This window comes from Verticiella sediminum (assembly GCF_007558815.1).
Classification (GTDB): domain Bacteria; phylum Pseudomonadota; class Gammaproteobacteria; order Burkholderiales; family Burkholderiaceae_B; genus Verticiella; species Verticiella sediminum.
Window position 1 is genome coordinate 1 of sequence record NZ_VLTJ01000038.1, and the last position, 17,805, is coordinate 17,805.

11 protein-coding genes, 2 tRNA genes and 3 rRNA genes are annotated in these 17,805 nt (G+C 61.6%); 15 read left to right on the top strand and 1 reads right to left on the bottom strand.

Annotated features, from left to right (window positions below; genetic code table 11):
• The first annotated feature begins 902 nt into the window (after window positions 1–902).
• From FOZ76_RS19135 to FOZ76_RS19185, 11 genes are all read left to right on the top strand, one after another.
• Window positions 903–2,433: ribosomal RNA gene (locus FOZ76_RS19135) — 16S ribosomal RNA — on the top strand.
• A 135-nt stretch (window positions 2,434–2,568) separates the two neighbouring features.
• Window positions 2,569–2,645 (top strand) — tRNA-Ile (locus tag FOZ76_RS19140).
• A gap of 40 nt (window positions 2,646–2,685) precedes the next feature.
• A tRNA-Ala gene (locus FOZ76_RS19145) sits at window positions 2,686–2,761 on the top strand.
• 311 nt (window positions 2,762–3,072) lie between these two features.
• A 23S ribosomal RNA gene (locus FOZ76_RS19150) occupies window positions 3,073–5,953 on the top strand.
• A 148-nt stretch (window positions 5,954–6,101) separates the two neighbouring features.
• Window positions 6,102–6,214: ribosomal RNA gene (rrf, locus tag FOZ76_RS19155) — 5S ribosomal RNA — on the top strand.
• Together the 16S, 23S and 5S rRNA genes with 2 tRNA genes alongside form the textbook arrangement of a ribosomal RNA operon.
• 265 nt (window positions 6,215–6,479) lie before the next feature.
• On the top strand, window positions 6,480–7,307 hold the full coding sequence (locus tag FOZ76_RS19160) for an IclR family transcriptional regulator (RefSeq protein ID WP_143949892.1): 828 nt from the start codon (window positions 6,480–6,482) through the stop codon (window positions 7,305–7,307).
• Window positions 7,308–7,737: 430 nt separating this feature from the next.
• Complete coding sequence (locus FOZ76_RS19165; RefSeq protein ID WP_143949893.1) at window positions 7,738–8,604, top strand: branched-chain amino acid ABC transporter permease; 867 nt, start codon at window positions 7,738–7,740, stop codon at window positions 8,602–8,604.
• Window position 8,605: 1 nt separating this feature from the next.
• Window positions 8,606–9,616, top strand: a complete 1,011-nt coding sequence (locus tag FOZ76_RS19170; protein WP_143949894.1) for a branched-chain amino acid ABC transporter permease — start codon at window positions 8,606–8,608, stop codon at window positions 9,614–9,616.
• Window positions 9,609–10,373 carry an ABC transporter ATP-binding protein gene (locus FOZ76_RS19175; protein ID WP_143949895.1) on the top strand — a complete coding sequence of 255 codons (765 nt, stop codon included), beginning with the start codon at window positions 9,609–9,611 and terminating at the stop codon, window positions 10,371–10,373. The genes FOZ76_RS19170 and FOZ76_RS19175 overlap by 8 nt, the downstream gene beginning before the upstream one ends.
• Entirely contained in the window at window positions 10,360–11,067 is a 708-nt protein-coding gene (locus tag FOZ76_RS19180) for an ABC transporter ATP-binding protein (RefSeq protein WP_143949896.1), read from the top strand. Before FOZ76_RS19175 ends, FOZ76_RS19180 begins: the two co-directional genes overlap by 14 nt.
• Before the next feature lie 26 nt (window positions 11,068–11,093).
• A complete protein-coding gene (locus tag FOZ76_RS19185) occupies window positions 11,094–12,263 on the top strand; it encodes an ABC transporter substrate-binding protein (RefSeq protein ID WP_143949897.1) in 1,170 nt (389 codons plus the stop codon).
• 192 nt (window positions 12,264–12,455) lie between these two features.
• Here the strand turns inward: FOZ76_RS19185 and FOZ76_RS19190 are convergent, their stop codons facing one another.
• Window positions 12,456–13,715, bottom strand: coding sequence for a sugar transferase (locus FOZ76_RS19190; RefSeq protein ID WP_211366328.1), 1,260 nt, complete (start codon window positions 13,713–13,715; stop codon window positions 12,456–12,458).
• Window positions 13,716–13,875: 160 nt separating this feature from the next.
• Between FOZ76_RS19190 and galE the strand changes: the two genes are divergently transcribed.
• The 4 genes from galE (at window position 13,876) to ubiA (ending at window position 17,719) form a co-directional block, all read left to right on the top strand.
• Entirely contained in the window at window positions 13,876–14,913 is a 1,038-nt protein-coding gene (gene galE / locus FOZ76_RS19195) for a UDP-glucose 4-epimerase GalE (protein ID WP_143949898.1), read from the top strand.
• Between the two features lie 62 nt (window positions 14,914–14,975).
• Complete coding sequence (locus FOZ76_RS19200; RefSeq protein ID WP_143949899.1) at window positions 14,976–15,470, top strand: Dps family protein; 495 nt, start codon at window positions 14,976–14,978, stop codon at window positions 15,468–15,470.
• Window positions 15,471–15,523: 53 nt separating this feature from the next.
• Complete coding sequence (locus FOZ76_RS19205) at window positions 15,524–16,663, top strand: branched-chain amino acid ABC transporter substrate-binding protein (RefSeq protein WP_143949900.1); 1,140 nt, start codon at window positions 15,524–15,526, stop codon at window positions 16,661–16,663.
• 189 nt (window positions 16,664–16,852) lie between these two features.
• Window positions 16,853–17,719 carry a 4-hydroxybenzoate octaprenyltransferase gene (ubiA, locus tag FOZ76_RS19210; protein ID WP_143949901.1) on the top strand — a complete coding sequence of 289 codons (867 nt, stop codon included), beginning with the start codon at window positions 16,853–16,855 and terminating at the stop codon, window positions 17,717–17,719.
• Window positions 17,720–17,805: the final 86 nt, after the last annotated feature.

The following is a 17,805-nucleotide window of genomic DNA, read 5'->3' on the forward strand; positions in this document are numbered from 1 at the left end:
TTTTTCCGTGCTATAGTTTCTGTCTTCGCTGCTCACGCAACGTTACATCGATCGGGTTTGCCGGTAGATGCGGTGGGCGGCCCGGTAGACAGCCGGGTTCAAGGCGGCGAGGCGGTTTGGGAAGGGTCTTGGTCGGGTGCTTAGGCGCTGGGCGGGGTTTTTCCGGGCTGGGTGTCCTGAGGCGGGGTGTTGAAAAACAGCTTGCACACGACGATGACCGTTGTGTTATAGTTCAAGGCTTCGCTTCTCAGGCGTTGTTCGAAAGAGCGGCGCGGCGCTGGTAGACAGCCGGAGTGAGGGGCGGGGCGGGAAGTTTGCTGGTTCTGCGGGTTGGGGCGAGCGCGGTGGGATGAGAATCTTCCGGTAAAAAACTTCTTGCACACAGCGTTAAAAGCTGTGTTATAGTTCAGGGCTTCGCTGCTGACACGTTGATCGCTGAATGCGACGCGAAACGGCGGGTGAGGCAAGTGCCCGGAAGGGCGCGGCGAGCGGTTTGGTGAGGGTTCTCGCGAGAGAGTGTTCAGCAAACCGAGGCGTGAAGAAGTTGTCGAGTGAGCGATTGAGTCTGACGAAACGCTGGCTTGACAAACGAAAAAAACTTCTTCATAATCTCGTTTCTCTGCTGATGACGACGCCGCAGCGATGCAGCGAATCAGGGTAGAGAATAGCAGCAAAGCAGTGCGCAGTACAGAATTTTGGCGGTACCGCTCTTTAACAATATAACAGCCGATAAGTGTGGGCGCTTGGTGAAGCGGCGCGATTCACTTCTGGTCTTCGGACGGGAAGTGATGCGAACGAATCAAGTGCTCATACCGAAAGAAGTCAGGACGGATTTTCGAATCCAACTTGTCTTCCTTTGAGCGAGCGACGTACCTAAACAGTACGGAAATTTATCAGAGATTGAACTGAAGAGTTTGATCCTGGCTCAGATTGAACGCTAGCGGAATGCCTTACACATGCAAGTCGAACGGCAGCACGGACTTCGGTCTGGTGGCGAGTGGCGAACGGGTGAGTAATGCATCGGAACGTGCCCAGTAGCGGGGGATAACTACGCGAAAGCGTAGCTAATACCGCATACGCCCTACGGGGGAAAGGGGGGGATCGCAAGACCTCTCACTATTGGAGCGGCCGATGTCGGATTAGCTAGTTGGTAGGGTAAAGGCCTACCAAGGCGACGATCCGTAGCTGGTTTGAGAGGACGACCAGCCACACTGGGACTGAGACACGGCCCAGACTCCTACGGGAGGCAGCAGTGGGGAATTTTGGACAATGGGGGAAACCCTGATCCAGCCATTCCGCGTGTGCGATGAAGGCCTTCGGGTTGTAAAGCACTTTTGGCAGGAAAGAAATCGGTCGGATTAATACCCTGACCGGATGACGGTACCTGCAGAATAAGCACCGGCTAACTACGTGCCAGCAGCCGCGGTAATACGTAGGGTGCAAGCGTTAATCGGAATTACTGGGCGTAAAGCGTGCGCAGGCGGTTCGGAAAGAAAGATGTGAAATCCCAGAGCTCAACTTTGGAACTGCATTTTTAACTACCGGGCTAGAGTGTGTCAGAGGGAGGTGGAATTCCGCGTGTAGCAGTGAAATGCGTAGATATGCGGAGGAACACCGATGGCGAAGGCAGCCTCCTGGGATAACACTGACGCTCAGGCACGAAAGCGTGGGGAGCAAACAGGATTAGATACCCTGGTAGTCCACGCCCTAAACGATGTCAACTAGCTGTTGGGTTCTTCGGGACTTAGTAGCGCAGCTAACGCGTGAAGTTGACCGCCTGGGGAGTACGGTCGCAAGATTAAAACTCAAAGGAATTGACGGGGACCCGCACAAGCGGTGGATGATGTGGATTAATTCGATGCAACGCGAAAAACCTTACCTACGCTTGACATGTCTGGAATCCTAGAGAGATCTGGGAGTGCTCGAAAGAGAACCGGAACACAGGTGCTGCATGGCTGTCGTCAGCTCGTGTCGTGAGATGTTGGGTTAAGTCCCGCAACGAGCGCAACCCTTGTCATTAGTTGCTACGAAAGGGCACTCTAATGAGACTGCCGGTGACAAACCGGAGGAAGGTGGGGATGACGTCAAGTCCTCATGGCCCTTATGCGTAGGGCTTCACACGTCATACAATGGTCGGGACAGAGGGTCGCCAACCCGCGAGGGGGAGCCAATCCCAGAAACCCGATCGTAGTCCGGATTGCAGTCTGCAACTCGACTGCATGAAGTCGGAATCGCTAGTAATCGCGGATCAGCATGTCGCGGTGAATACGTTCCCGGGTCTTGTACACACCGCCCGTCACACCATGGGAGTGGGTTTCACCAGAAGTAGGTAGCCTAACCGCAAGGAGGGCGCTTACCACGGTGAGATTCATGACTGGGGTGAAGTCGTAACAAGGTAGCCGTATCGGAAGGTGCGGCTGGATCACCTCCTTTCAGAGCAAGCGCCAAATCGCGCAAGCGTCCACTCTTATCGGTTGTTAGTTATCAGGTTGTAGGATCGAGGCATCGGGTGCATGGAGTTTATCCTTACTCCGGTGGCCTGGATGGCGCAGATCCTGGCGGTACGACGGGTCTGTAGCTCAGTCGGTTAGAGCACCGTCTTGATAAGGCGGGGGTCGTTGGTTCGAATCCAACCAGACCCACCACGAAGTACCCAAGCGGTTCATGGCGATGATGGCGTGATCTGGGGGTGTAGCTCAGCTGGGAGAGCACCTGCTTTGCAAGCAGGGGGTCATCGGTTCGATCCCGTTCACCTCCACCATTGACTGGTGATTCTGCAACCTGAATATGACAACGCGACGGCAGAGTCCAAGCGTGAGTGCATGGGGTAAGACCTGGTGCATTGACGGTTGGGTTAGTGCCCGACGGCTGTTCTTTAACAATTTGGAAGAAGCAACAACAAGTAACGTGTGTTCACGCGGCAAGTTCGATCTTGCGCAGCGTTGAATATGACGGGTTGTGATTGCATACATAGTTCGAGAAGTCTCAAGGCATGTCGAAAGGCATGTTTACTCAGACCGACGAACGGCACAAGCGCGAATACTCAGGTCACTATAGCCATCATGGTTATAGGATCAAGCGACTAAGTGCATACGGTGGATGCCTTGGCGATCACAGGCGATGAAGGACGTTGTAGCCTGCGAAAAGCTGCGGGGAGCTGGCAAACAAGCTTTGATCCGCAGATGTCCGAATGGGGAAACCCACACCTTCGGGTGTATCCCTGGCTGAATACATAGGCCAGCGGAGGCGAACCGGGAGAACTGAAACATCTAAGTACCCCGAGGAAAAGAAATCAACCGAGATTCCGAAAGTAGTGGCGAGCGAAATCGGAACAGCCTGCATGATTTAGCTTCTTTGATAGTCGAACGGATTGGAAACTCCGGCCATAGCAGGTGATAGCCCTGTAGACGAAATCATCGAGGTGGAACTAGGCATGCGACAAGTAGGGCGGGACACGTGAAATCCTGTCTGAAGATGGGGGGACCATCCTCCAAGGCTAAATACTCGTGATCGACCGATAGTGAACCAGTACCGTGAGGGAAAGGCGAAAAGAACCCCGGAAGGGGAGTGAAATAGATCCTGAAACCGTATGCATACAAACAGTAGGAGCCTCCTTGTGGGGTGACTGCGTACCTTTTGTATAATGGGTCAGCGACTTACATTCAGTGGCAAGCTTAACCGGATAGGGAAGGCGTAGCGAAAGCGAGTCCGAATAGGGCGTTCAGTCGCTGGGTGTAGACCCGAAACCAGGCGATCTATCCATGGCCAGGTTGAAGGCACGGTAACACGTGCTGGAGGACCGAACCCACTAACGTTGAAAAGTTAGGGGATGAGCTGTGGATAGGGGTGAAAGGCTAAACAAGCCTGGAAATAGCTGGTTCTCCCCGAAAACTATTTAGGTAGTGCCTCAAGTATGACTGCAGGGGGTAGAGCACTGTTATGGCTAGGGGGTCATGGCGACTTACCAAACCATGGCAAACTCCGAATACCTGCAAGTCCAGCTTGGGAGACAGAGCACCGGGTGCTAACGTCCGGACTCAAGAGGGAAACAACCCAGACCGCCAGCTAAGGTCCCCAAATATTGCTAAGTGGGAAACGAAGTGGGAAGGCACAGACAGTCAGGAAGTTGGCTTAGAAGCAGCCATCTTTTAAAGAAAGCGTAATAGCTCACTGATCGAGTCGTCCTGCGCGGAAGATGTAACGGGGCTAAGCAATATACCGAAGCTGCGGGTGTGCACTTTGTGCACGCGGTAGGGGAGCGTTCTGTAAGCCTGCGAAGGTGGCTTGTAAAGGCTGCTGGAGGTATCAGAAGTGCGAATGCTGACATGAGTAGCGATAAAGAGGGTGAAAAGCCCTCTCGCCGTAAGTCCAAGGTTTCCTGCGCAACGTTCATCGGCGCAGGGTGAGTCGGCCCCTAAGGCGAGGCAGAGATGCGTAGCTGATGGGAAGCTGGTTAATATTCCAGCACCGTCGTACAGTGCGATGGGGGGACGGATCGCGGAATGTCATCAGGGTGTTGGATGTCCCTGTTTCTGTATCGAAGATGGCGCTTCAGGCAAATCCGGGCGCGTAATTCAAGGGTATGGATCGAGCGAGCATGTCTCGCGAAGTGACTGGAAGTGGTTCCAAGAAAAGCCTCTAAGCTTCAGCTGTACGAGACCGTACCGCAAACCGACACAGGTGGACGGGATGAGTATTCTAAGGCGCTTGAGAGAACTCGGGAGAAGGAACTCGGCAAATTGATACCGTAACTTCGGGATAAGGTATGCCCTTGTAGCGTGAAGCACCTGCGTGCTTAGCGTGAAGGGGTCTCAGAGAATCGGTGGCTGCGACTGTTTAATAAAAACACAGCACTCTGCAAACACGAAAGTGGACGTATAGGGTGTGACGCCTGCCCGGTGCCGGAAGGTTAAGTGATGGGGTGCAAGCTCTTGATCGAAGCCCCGGTAAACGGCGGCCGTAACTATAACGGTCCTAAGGTAGCGAAATTCCTTGTCGGGTAAGTTCCGACCTGCACGAATGGCGTAACGATGGCCACACTGTCTCCTCCCGAGACTCAGCGAAGTTGAAATGTTTGTGATGATGCAATCTACCCGCGGCTAGACGGAAAGACCCCATGAACCTTTACTGTAGCTTTACATTGGATTGTGAATCGGCTTGTGTAGGATAGGTGGGAGGCGTTGAAGCGTGGTCGCCAGATCGCGTGGAGCCAACCTTGAAATACCACCCTGGCTTGTTTGCGGTTCTAACCTAGGTCCGTTATCCGGATCGGGGACAGTGTATGGTGGGCAGTTTGACTGGGGCGGTCTCCTCCCAAAGTGTAACGGAGGAGTTCGAAGGTACGCTAGGTACGGTCGGAAATCGTGCTGATAGTGCAATGGCATAAGCGTGCTTAACTGTGAGACTGACAAGTCGAACAGGTGCGAAAGCAGGACATAGTGATCCGGTGGTTCTGAATGGAAGGGCCATCGCTCAACGGATAAAAGGTACTCTGGGGATAACAGGCTGATACCGCCCAAGAGTTCATATCGACGGCGGTGTTTGGCACCTCGATGTCGGCTCATCACATCCTGGGGCTGTAGCCGGTCCCAAGGGTATGGCTGTTCGCCATTTAAAGTGGTACGTGAGCTGGGTTTAAAACGTCGTGAGACAGTTTGGTCCCTATCTGCCGTGGGCGTTGGATACTTGATGGAGCCTGCTCCTAGTACGAGAGGACCGGAGTGGACGTACCTCTGGTGTACCGGTTGTCATGCCAATGGCATTGCCGGGTAGCTATGTACGGAAGAGATAACCGCTGAAGGCATCTAAGCGGGAAACTCGTCTAAAGATAAGGTATCCCGGGGCCTTGAGCCCCCTGAAGGGTCGTTCGAGACCAGGACGTTGATAGGCTGGGTGTGTAAGCGCAGTAATGCGTTGAGCTAACCAGTACTAATTGCCCGTGCGGCTTGATCCTATAACCCTGATGGTTGTAGCGCGTGCCGTGCAATCCACAACACCCGCAACGCAGAACACACGAATACTGGTGTCGTCGCCAACGCGACGGCCAACGCTTCTTCCGAATTGGCGCTGCTGTCCAACCGACCGCAGCGCAACCCGTTACGCTTGACGACCATAGCAAGGTGGCCCCACTCCTTCCCATCCCGAACAGGACCGTGAAACGCCTTTGCGCCGATGATAGTGGACGTACGTCTGTGAAAGTAGGTCATCGTCAGGCTCTTACACCACAAAGCCCCGTATCCAAAAGGATACGGGGCTTTGTCTTTTACCGCCCCCTAAAACTCCAGCGCTCAGCGCCGAGCAGGCGGGACGAGCGCCGGGGGGCAAGCTTGGTACAGAAAGCTCCTCACTCGGCTGTCCTTTCGCTCTGCGGAACACTCTAGTCAGGTTCCGCGTGCGCTGGCCGGGGGTGGGTATGGAAGGAAAGCGTAGAATATCTGCGTATTCCGTGCTGCGACGGTAATTCATCTGGCACGTTCATCATGCATGCTCAGGTTCTCGCTCTGCCTCCCCGCTCTCAGAAAGATGCCGCCCCGGCAGAGAGCCGTTCCCCCGCTGATCGTCATTTCGTCACCGCGCTGGCTCGGGGTCTGGACATTCTTGCGTGCTTTCGCTCGGGCGAGAGTTCGCTGAGCAATCAGGAGCTGGCCCGCCGTTGCGGGCTGCCCAAGTCCACGGTCTCGCGCCTGACACAGACGCTGTTGCGGCAGGGCTATCTGTCTCATGACCGCGACACGGGAAAATTCCGCTTGGGCGACGCGACCATGGCGTTGGGCGGCGCGGCCCTGGCACGGCTCGACATGGCGCAGATTGCGCGTCCCATGATGCAGGCTCTCGCCGACGAGTCGCGCGGCATGGTGTCGTTGGCCATTCCGAACCGTACTTCCATGCTTTATCTGGAAGTGTGTCGCAGCGGACCCGCGGTGGGATCGATGATGGGCGTAGGCACGCGGCTGCCGATGGTGACTTCGGCCATCGGGCGTGCCTATCTGGCGGGTATCGACGACGCCGATCGTGCCGAGATCATGGTCAAGGTACGTGAGCGCAAGCCGGAATGCTGGGAAACCTCGCGCGAGATGGTCGAGCAGGCGCTGCGCGAATACCGCAGGCTGGGCTGCACCTGCTCGTTCGGCGCCTGGCAGCGCGGCGTCAACGCGATCGCCGTGCCGGTGGCGTCGGGGATGAACCGGCCGGTGGTGGCGATCAACTGCGGCGGTCCGGTGTCGGAGATGTCGCAGAACTATCTGCTGAGCGTCGTGCGTCCCCGGCTGCTCGAGTTGTCGGCGCGGCTGCACACCATGCTGCGTTGAGCGTGCCTCTCCCGTCGGGCCCGCCACCCTCGGCGCGGGCGCGCTCGGCTTGACGTCCCGGGCTCGCAGCGGCTTGATGTGACGCCGTGGACGGTGTCGTCGTAGGGGCTGACGTCTCGCACCTGTTAAGCCCGCAATGGGCTTGGTATCTCAAGCGGTTTCGAACCCGCGAACCCGCGCAATGGTGCATGGCAGACAGCTCAGCACGCGCAATCCCGCCTCATCGACCCAACCCTTGCTGTCACGCGATGGGCTTCTGTCCACCGTATCGGCCTTCGGGTTTTCCCGAAAACGTGCTGCACAGTGGAACCTTTCAAGGTGCCCGCTTGCCGCGCGCCAGCCTCCTTCAGAGAATCTTCATGGCAAGCAGCAGACGCCGCACGGCGTGCGAGCTGTCCGGCGAGCGCCGGGATACATGAGGAGCGAGGTAATGGAGTTGTTCTTTCAGCAGTTGCTGAACGGCTTGACCATCGGCGGGGTGTACAGCCTGGTCGCGCTGGGTCTGACATTGGTCTACGGCATATTGCATGTGCCTAACTTTGCCCACGGGGCGTTCTACATGGCAGGCGCCTATGTTGCCTTCCATCTCATGAACGCCTGGGGGCTCAACTACTGGTTGGCGATGCTGGGCGCGGCGCTGGCCGTTGCCGTTCTGGCGATGCTGGCCGAACGGCTGGTCTTTCACCCGCTGCGCAACGCGCCCCCGCTGCACGACATGATCGCGGCCATCGGCATCCTGCTCTTTCTCGAGGCGGGCGCCCAGGTGATCTGGGGCGCGGATTTCCACCGCATGCAGACGCCCTACGGCGGGCTGATCGAGTTCCTGGGCATGACTATGCAAGGGCAGCGCGCCTTGATCGTGGGTGCGGCCTTCGCGCTCATGATCGCGCTGCACCTGTTCCTGACCCGCACGGTGACGGGCTCGACCATCATCGCCATGGCGCAGGATCGCGAGGGCGCGGCGCTGGTCGGCATCGACGCCACGCGCGTGACCCTGCTCGTGTTCGCCATCTCCGGCGCGCTCGCCGCGGTCGCGGCCACCTTGTACGCACCGATCAACCTGGTCTATCCGGCCATGGGGAACCTGGTCATCACCAAGGCGTTCGTGATCATCATCCTGGGCGGCATGGGCAGCGTGCCCGGCGCCATCATCGGCGGGCTCATCATCGGCATGGCCGAGAGCTTCGGCGGTTTCTACTTCTCCACCGACTACAAGGACATCATCGCCTTTCTTCTGTTGGTGATCATCCTGTCCTTGCGGCCGCAGGGGCTGTTTCCGGCGAAAGGAGCGCACTGACATGGCACGCATCGAAGGCACCTACGGCTGGCTGCTGCTGTTGCTGCTGGCCGTCGTCTACCCGTTCGTCGCGGGCAATTCGTACCACCTGACGGTGATGACGATGGCGTTCATCCTCGCCATCGCCACGCTGGGCCTGAACCTCATCACAGGCTGCACCGGGCAGTTCAATCTGGCGCATGCGGGCTTCATGGCGATCGGCGCCTATACCGTGGGCATCCTCACGGTGGACTACGGCGTTCCCTTCTGGATCGCGTTCCTGCTATCCGGGGTGGTGAGCGCGGTGATCGGCCTGTTGATCGGCGTGCTCTGCCTGCGCCTGAAGGGGCACTACTTCTCGATCTTCACGCTGTGCGTGGGCTACATCATCTTTCTCTTCATCGAGAAGAGCGACAGCATCACCCATGGCACCGTGGGCATCATGGGGATTCCGGCGCCTCCGGGCATCGGCTCCTTCGACTTCGATACGCCCATGTCGATGTATTACCTGGCGCTGGCCTTCCTGGTCGTGGGCGTCTGGTTGATGCGTCGTCTGGTGGCGTCGATCATTGGCCGCAGCTTCACGGCGGTGCGCAACAGTGATGCCCTGGCCGAGGCGCTGGGCATCAATCTGATGCGCACCAAGATCCTGTCCTTCGTGCTGTCGGTGTTCTACGCCGGCTTCGCAGGCGGGCTCTATGCGGGCCACGTGCGCTTTCTCGGGCCCGACATGGCCTACGTGACGCATACCTTCGACATGGTGATGTTCATGCTGATCGGCGGCATCGGCACCGTGCTCGGGCCGGTGCTCGGTGCGCTGATCGTCCCGTGGATCACGCAGTATCTGCAGTTCCTGCAGGACTACCGCATGGTGGTCTTCGGCCCCTTGCTGATTCTGCTGCTCATCTTCGTGCCCGACGGCATCGTCGGCACCTACCGGAAGCGGCGCGCGCGCAAGCTGGCCGCGCAGGCCGCCGCAAAAAACAGACAGTCGTCGCAGGTCGGCGTGAAGGAGGCGCAGAACCATGCTTGAGGTCGTCAATCTCACCAAGCGCTATGGCGGCCTGACCGCGGTCAACGATGTCTCGGCCCAGTTCCGCAAGGGGCACATCAGCGCCATCATCGGGCCGAACGGCGCCGGCAAGACCACGTTCTTCAACCTGATCGCCGGCGCGGTGGCGCCCACGCAGGGGCGCATCCTGCTCAACGGCGAGGACATCACCGGCATGCGCGCCGATCAAGTGGCTGTGCGCGGCGTGGCGCGCACGTTCCAGAGCACGCACCTCTTTGACAGCGCCACGGTCATGGACAACCTGATCGTCGGCCACCGCCTGCGCACGCGCTCGGGTCTGTGGGACGTCATCCTCGGATCGGCTCGGCTGCGCACGGAAGAGACCCTGTGCCGGCGCAAGGCCGAAGAATCGCTCGAGTTCGTCGGCCTGTCGCACATCGCCGACCGGCTCGCGGGCGACATCTCGCAGGAGGAGCGCAAGCGCGTGGCCGTCGCGCTGGCGCTGGCGACCGACCCCCAGCTCCTGTTGCTGGACGAGCCGGCCGGCGGCATCAACCCGGAGGAGACCGTCTCGCTGGCACGCCTGATCCGCAAGCTCGCCGAGCACGGCAAGACGGTCTGCCTGATCGAGCACAAGATGGACATGATCATGAGCCTGGCCGATCACATCGTCGTGCTGAACTATGGCGCGAAGATCGCCGACGGCCCGCCCGACAAGGTGCGCGCCAACCCGCTCGTCATCGAAGCCTACCTGGGAGCCGACTATGCTCAAGCTTGACCGGCTGTCGATGTCCTACGGCAGCTTCCGTGCGCTGGACGACATCAGCCTGCACGCGGCACCCGGCGAACTGGTGGTGCTGCTGGGTGCCAACGGAGCGGGCAAGAGCTCCATCTTCCTTACCATGAGCGGCATCCACCGCCCCGCCTCGGGCAGCATACAGTTCGACGGCATGGAGCTGTCGGGCATGAAGCCGTCCCAGATCGTCGAGGGCGGCCTGGTGCACTGCCCCGAGGGACGCAAGCTCTTTCCCGGAATGTCGGTACAGAAGAATCTCACGCTGGGCGCGTATGTGCACCGCAAGGATCGCGAGGGTGTTCGGCGCTCGCTCGAGGAGGTGTTCGATCTGTTCCCGATCCTGCGCGAGAAGAAGGACGATCCGGCCGGTTCGCTTAGCGGCGGCCAGCAGCAGATGGTGGCGATCGGGCGCGCATTGATGGGGCGCCCGCGCGCGCTGTTGCTCGACGAACCATCGCTCGGGCTCGCACCGCTGGTGGTGCGCCAGGTGTTCGAGGTCATACAGCGGATCAACCGGGCGGGGACCACGGTACTGCTGGCCGAGCAGAACGCATATTCCGCGCTGGCCATCGCCGACCGCGGCTATGTCATCGAAGGCGGACGCATCGTGCTGGAGGGCGATCGCGACGCATTGCTCGGCAACGAGGGTGTACGCAAGGCCTATATCGGCGGCTGAAGCCGCCACGACAAGGAGAAGACTCAATGAAGTTCACAGGAATGCTCAATCAGTTGGCGCGTGCGCTTGCGCTCGCCGGGGCGTTGACGGCGAGCGGCGCGGCATGGGCGCAGGAAACCATCAATCTCGGCTTCACCGGGCCGCTGAGCGGCGGCGCCGCACTCTACGGCAAGAACGTGATGTCGGGCCTGCAGATGGCAGCCGATGAGATCAACAAGGCTGGCCTGGAGGTGAACGGCAAGCAGTACAAGCTCGAGTTCGTGGCGCTGGACGACAAGTATTCGCCGGCCGAAGCTGCCATCAATGCCCGGCGTCTCGTGCAGCAGTACAAGGCCCCCGCCATCTTCGTGCCGCACTCGGGCGGCATCTTCGCGCTGCAGGCCTTCAACCAGCAGGAGAACTTCCTCCTGATGGCCTATTCGAGCGTGCCGGCGATCACCGCGTCGAATAACAAGCTGACCATCCGCATTCCGCCGGCATACACCGGCTACATCGATCCTTTCATCAATGCCCAGATGCAGCGCTTCGGCAAGAAGGTGGCGCTGGCGCCGGCCGACCACGACTACGCCAAGGCCTGGGTCAAGGATTTCGTGCCTGCCTGGGAGAAGGCCGGAGGCGAAGTGGTGGCGAACAATCCCATGTCCTACAACAAGGCGACCGACTTCTACAGCGGCGTGAGCCGCGTGCTGGCCGCCAAGCCCGACGTGATGTTCGTCGGCGGCGCTTCCGAGCCCACGGCGCTGGTGGTCAAGCAGGCGCGCGAACTGGGCTTCAAGGGCGGGTTCATCCTGATGGACCAGGCCAAGCTCGACGAGATGGCGCGGGTGACCGACGGCTACGCCATGCTCGAGGGCGCGATCGGCACCATGCCGCTGGTGAGCGACAACCGGCCGGGAGCCGAGGAATTCGTGAAGGCGTACAAGGCGGCCAATGGCGAGCGTGAGCCGACCTCGGAAATGTCGTTGAACTACACCATGGTGCACGCGATCGCCAAGGCCATGCAGTTGGCGGGCACGGTCGACGATCCGGAAGCGATCCGCGCCAAGCTCGGCGAGGCGCTGAAGAGCCTGGACATCGCACACAACCCGCACGAGATCACCGACATCGACGCGGATGGCGGCACCGTGGGCGATACGCCGGTGGGGATGGTCGAGCAGGGCGAGGTCAAGCAATACCGCCTGAGCGAATTGAAGTAGAGGCTCCCCCTCTACGCGTGAAGGCTCCCCCTCTAGGCGCTTACGCGCGCCCCCCAAGGGGCGGTACTGGCGGACCGGCGGAGCCGGCTCCGCTGTGCCCCGGATCGCATCACCGCTGTTTCATACGTCGGGGTGGCGCGCAGCGCCATGGATAACTGAAGTAAACCGCAGGCTGCGGCCGCGTCCCGTGCCTCAGCGGGCGCCGAACCCCGTCAGCACGGTCTGGATCGTGCGCAGCACGATCAGCAGGTCGAGCGCGAGCGAACAGTGCTTGATGTAGTAGAAGTCGAGTTCGATCTTGGTGCGCGTGGCGTCCGCGCTCGCGACGTAGCCCTGGGTGACCTGGGCCCAGCCGGTGATGCCGGGGCGCACCACGTGGCGGTAGGTGTAGAACGGGATCTCGCGATCGAACCGTTCGACGAAGGCGAGCTGTTCGGGGCGCGGCCCGATCAGGCTCATCTCGCCCTTCAGGATGTTGATGAACTGCGGGATCTCGTCGATGCGCAGCTTGCGGATGATGGCGCCCACCCGCGTGATGCGCACGTCGTTCTCGCCGGCGAAGCGGGCGACGTCGTCCGAGGCACCCGCCATGCTGCGGAACTTGTAGATCTGGAAGGGCCGGTTGCCCTGGCCGATGCGCTCCTGGGTGAAGATCACCGGCCCGCGCGACTCCAGGCGGATGGCGAGCGCGGTCAGCAGCACCAGGGGCAGCGTGATCGGCAGCGTGGCGAGGATGAACGCCACGTCGAAGACGTATTTCAGCAGCTCGTAGCCGGGCGAGGGCAGTAGGGCGCCCATCGGGTTCTCCGACATGTGCGTGACCCGCACCCGCCCGGTCAGCGATTCGAACATCTGGCGTGCGTGGTACACCGGCACCCGCGACAGGGCGCAATGGGCGAGAAAGCGTTCCCATTCCGGGCCGGGCAGGTGATCGAGGTCGGCCACCACCGCGTCGTAGCGCGACTCGCCCAGCGTGGGCCCGGTCAGCCGGCGCGCGTCGACGTTGGGCAGCCCGAAAAGCTCGAGTGCGCTGCCCGACGGCACGACGGCGAGCTTGGGCCGCTGGTACCGCTCGCGCAGGCGAAAGTCGATGTAGCACCAGAGCATGCTCAGCACGCAACTGCTGGCCATGAGCGCGCGCGACATGTCCAGGCGCAGGGCGAGCATGATCAGCGCCGCGGCGGCGAAGGTGAGCAGCACGTACGGCGCGATATGGATCGGCGAGCGCGAGCCCGGGTAGCGAAACAGCACGTGCAGCGAGCGGTGCGACAGCGCGTAAGCGAGAAAGGCGGCGACCATGGCGTTGCGCTGCCCGTCGTCCGGCCAGCGCAGACCGGCCGTGCCCCACAGCCCCCAGGCCGGCAGCAGCACCGCGATCAGCGCGCCCACGAGCATGGTGAACAACCAGGACAGAAGTAGTTGTTCGTGAAGGCGCCGGTGGCGTCGGGTCAAGGGGCGATGCATGTGAGGCGGGTTGTAGCGTCGGTCGGGGCCCCGCGGCAGTCCGCGGACTGAGGGATTGTATGGCGACTCGGGCCTGCAGATGGGATGATTAAGCCACCATGCTTTGCGCTTGCGACGATAATGGGGTTTTGTGCAACCCTGGCAATACATGGCTGAGACGCTACTTGTCACCGGCGGTGCCGGTTACATCGGTACACATACGCTGGTCGAACTGATCGGGGCCGGCGTGCGCCCTGTCGTGTTCGACGATTTCTCCACCGGCAGCCGTGCCGCGCTGCAGCGCGTGGCGGGCATCACCGGCGTCGAGGTGCCCTGCATCGAAGGCGACGTGCGCGATGCCGCCATGCTCGACCGTGTCTTCGCCGAGGCCGCCGCGAGCGGCGAGCCGGTGGGCTGTGTGCTGCACCTGGCCGCGCGCAAGGTCGTGAACGAGTCGGTCGCCGACCCGCTGCGCTACTACGACAACAACGTCCACGGTACGCTGGTGCTGCTGCAGGCGATGCAGCGGGCCGGCATCCGGCGCTTCGTCTTCAGCTCGTCTGCGAACGTGTACGGCGAGCCCGAATTCCAGCCCTATACGGAAACGCATCGTATTTCGCCGGCCACGCCCTACGGCCAGTCCAAGGCGATGATCGAGCAGGTGCTGCGCGACGTCTGCGTGTCCGATCCGGGTTTCAGCGCCGTCACGCTGCGCTACTTCAATCCGATCGGCGCGCATCCGTCCGGCTTGATCGGCGAGGACCCGCGCGGCACGCCGGACAATATCTTTCCCTACATCACCCAGGTCGCGGTGGGCAAGCTGCCCGAGCTTGCCGTGTTCGGCGACGACTATCCCACGCCGGACGGTACCGGTGTGCGCGACTACCTGCACATCGTCGATCTGGCGCGCGGCCACGTGCACGCGGTCGAGCACGCCGAGCGCGCGCCGGGCTTCACCGTGGTCAACCTGGGCACCGGGCAGGGCACGACCGTGCTGGAACTGGTGCGCGCTTTCGAGCGGGCGAGCGGGCGGCGCGTGCCGTACCGGATCGCGCCACGCCGTCCCGGCGACATTGCCGAGGCCTGGGCCGACCCCGGCCTGGCGCACGAATTGCTGGGCTGGCGCGCGCAGTACACCATCGAGCAGATGTGCGCCGACGGCTGGCGCTGGCAGTCGGCCAATCCCGATGGCTATGGCGGCGCTTGACCGCGCGCGCCGCGAGCGATCTACTATCTTCACGTCACCGTTTTTCACAGAAGGAGTCTTTGATGGGCAATTCCCAGAAAGCGAGCGTTCCTGCCATCGACATCGGCATCTCCGAAAAGGATCGCGCCAAGGTCGCGGAGGCGCTGTCCAAGGTCCTGGCGGATACCTACACGCTCTATCTGATGACTCACAACTTCCATTGGAACGTGACCGGCCCGATGTTCAACACGCTCCATAACATGTTCATGGAGCAGTACACCGAGCTGTGGAATTCGCTGGACGTCATCGCCGAGCGCATTCGCGCCCTCGGCCACTTCGCGCCCGGCACCTATCGCGAGTACGCCAAGCTCTCGTCGATCAGCGAGCCCAAGGACGTGCCGGAGGCCCTGGAGATGGTGCGCCTGCTCACCAAGGGCAACGAGTCGGTCGCCAAGACCGCGCGCGCCGCATTCGGCGCCGCCGACGGCGCGAATGACCAGCCCACCGCCGATCTCCTGACCCAACGCCTGGACGTGCACGAGAAGGCCGCCTGGATGTTGCGCAGCCTGCTGCAGTAATCCCTGCCATTCGCTGTCCATCGAACCCAGAGCACGACACGAGGAGCAAATCCATGAACATCCGGTTCCGCCAACTGCCGCTGGCCCTGGCCCTGGCCCTGGCCCTGGCCCTGGGCGCCCTGGCGCTCGGGACTTCCGCCGCCGCGCGCGCCGACATCACCATCGCCATCGCCGGCCCGATGACGGGCCCGGTCACCCAGTACGGCGACATGGTCAAGGAAGGCGTCAACACCCTGGTCGAGCAGGTCAATGCCGCCGGTGGCGTGGACGGCGAGCAACTGCGTGTCGTCACGCTGGACGATGGCTGCGAGCCCAAGCAGGCGCCCGTGGTGGCCAACCGCGTGGTCAACGATAAGATCGGCTTCGTGGTCGGGCACGTGTGCTCCGGCGCGACGATCGCCGCGGCCGACATCTACGACGACGAAGGCGTGGTCATGGTGTCGCCCTCGGCGACCTCGCCGGCGCTGACCGACGGCAAGAGCTACCACACCATTTTCCGGACCATCGGCCGCGACGACCAGCAGGGCCCGGCGGCTGCCGAGTTCATCATCGCCAGCGTCAAGCCGACCAAGGTCGCCGTGCTGCACGACAAGCAGTCGTACGGTCAGGGCATCGCCACTGCGGTGCGCGACGACCTGAAGAAGGCCGGCATCGAGATCGCCCTGTTCGAAGGCATCAACGCGGGCGACAGCGATTACTCGGCGATCATCACCAAGCTGCGCTCGGCGGGCGTGGACTTCGTCTACTACGGCGGCTATCACCCTGAAATGGGCCTGCTGCTGCGCCAGGCCAACGAGCAGGGGCTCAAGGCCCGCTTCATGGGCCCGGAAGGCGTGGGCAACAACGACATCAACGCCATCGCCGGCAAGGCCGCCGATGGTATGCTCGTGACGCTGCCGGCCGACTTCACCCAGGACCCCAAGAACGCCGAGATCGTCAAGGCGTTCAAGGACAAGGGGCGCGATCCGGGCGGTGCGTTCCAGATGACTGCCTATACCGCCGCCCAGGTGCTGGTCGACGCCATGAAGGGCGCCAAGAGCAAGGATCCGGAGGAGGTGGCGAAGTACCTGCACGCCAACACCTTCGACACCCCCATCGGGCCGGTGAGCTTCAACGAGCAGGGCGACCTGGAGAAGTTCGAGTTCGACGTGTTCGAGTGGTCCTCGGACGGCACCAAGAAGTCCGTGAAATAACCGGCGCGACAGGGCTCGCCAGGCAAGAACACAGCGGCAGAACGCCGCGTTGGCAGGCCCCGGCGGGCGCGAGCCCGCCTTTTTTCATTTTCGATGGCGCCGGGACGCTGCACCCGGCGCCGGTTCCCACGGTCGCGGCGGCACGGTCCTGGCGCGATCCGGTGGCGAACCCTTTACCGAGTCCGTGCCATGACATCCGTCGCCGCCCGTCTTCCGCTCTATGTGCGTCTGGTTCGCCTGGACAAGCCGATTGGCATTCTGCTGCTGCTCTGGCCCACGCTGTGGGCGCTCTGGCTGGCAGCCGACGGCGCGCCGCCGCTGCACATCCTGGTGATCTTCACGCTGGGCACGGCGCTGATGCGATCGGCGGGCTGCGCCATCAACGACTATTTCGACCGCGATTTCGACCTGCACGTCGAGCGTACCCACGATCGCGTCCTGACTTCCGGGCTGATCTCCGGTAAGGAAGCGCTCGCGGTCGCGGGCGTGCTCGCCTTCGTGTCCTTTCTGCTGGTGATCCCGCTCAACGGCCTGACCTGGGCGCTCGCCTGCGTGGCGCTGGTGGTGGCCTTCACCTATCCGCTGATGAAGCGGTTCTTCGCGATTCCCCAGGCCTATCTGGGCATCGCCTTCGGCTTCGGCATTCCGATGGGGTTCGCGGCCATCCAGGGGACGGTGCCTGCGGCCGCGTGGCTGATGCTGCTCGCCAACGTGTTCTGGGCCGTGGCCTACGATACCGAGTATGCGATGGTCGATCGCGACGACGACCTCAAGCTCGGCCTGAAAACCTCGGCGGTCACCTTCGGCCGCTGGGACGTGGTGGCCGTGGGCATCTGCTATGCCGTCACGCTCGTGCTGCTCGCCGTGGTCGGCGGCATGCTGCATCTGGCTTGGCCGTACTATGCCGGGCTGCTGGCGGCCGCCGGCATTGCTGTGCGCCATCTGGTCTGGATACGGCACCGCGAGCGCGGGCCGTGCTTCCGGGCTTTCCTGAACAACACCTGGTTCGGCTTCGCCGTCTTTGCCGGCGTGCTGGCAGCCACGCTGATGCGCTGATCCCGGGCCGATGCGCAAATCTCGTCCTTCGGGACGAGGCCTGGCGCGGCGAGCCTGCCACGGCGTCCAAGGCGCCCCGTTGGCGG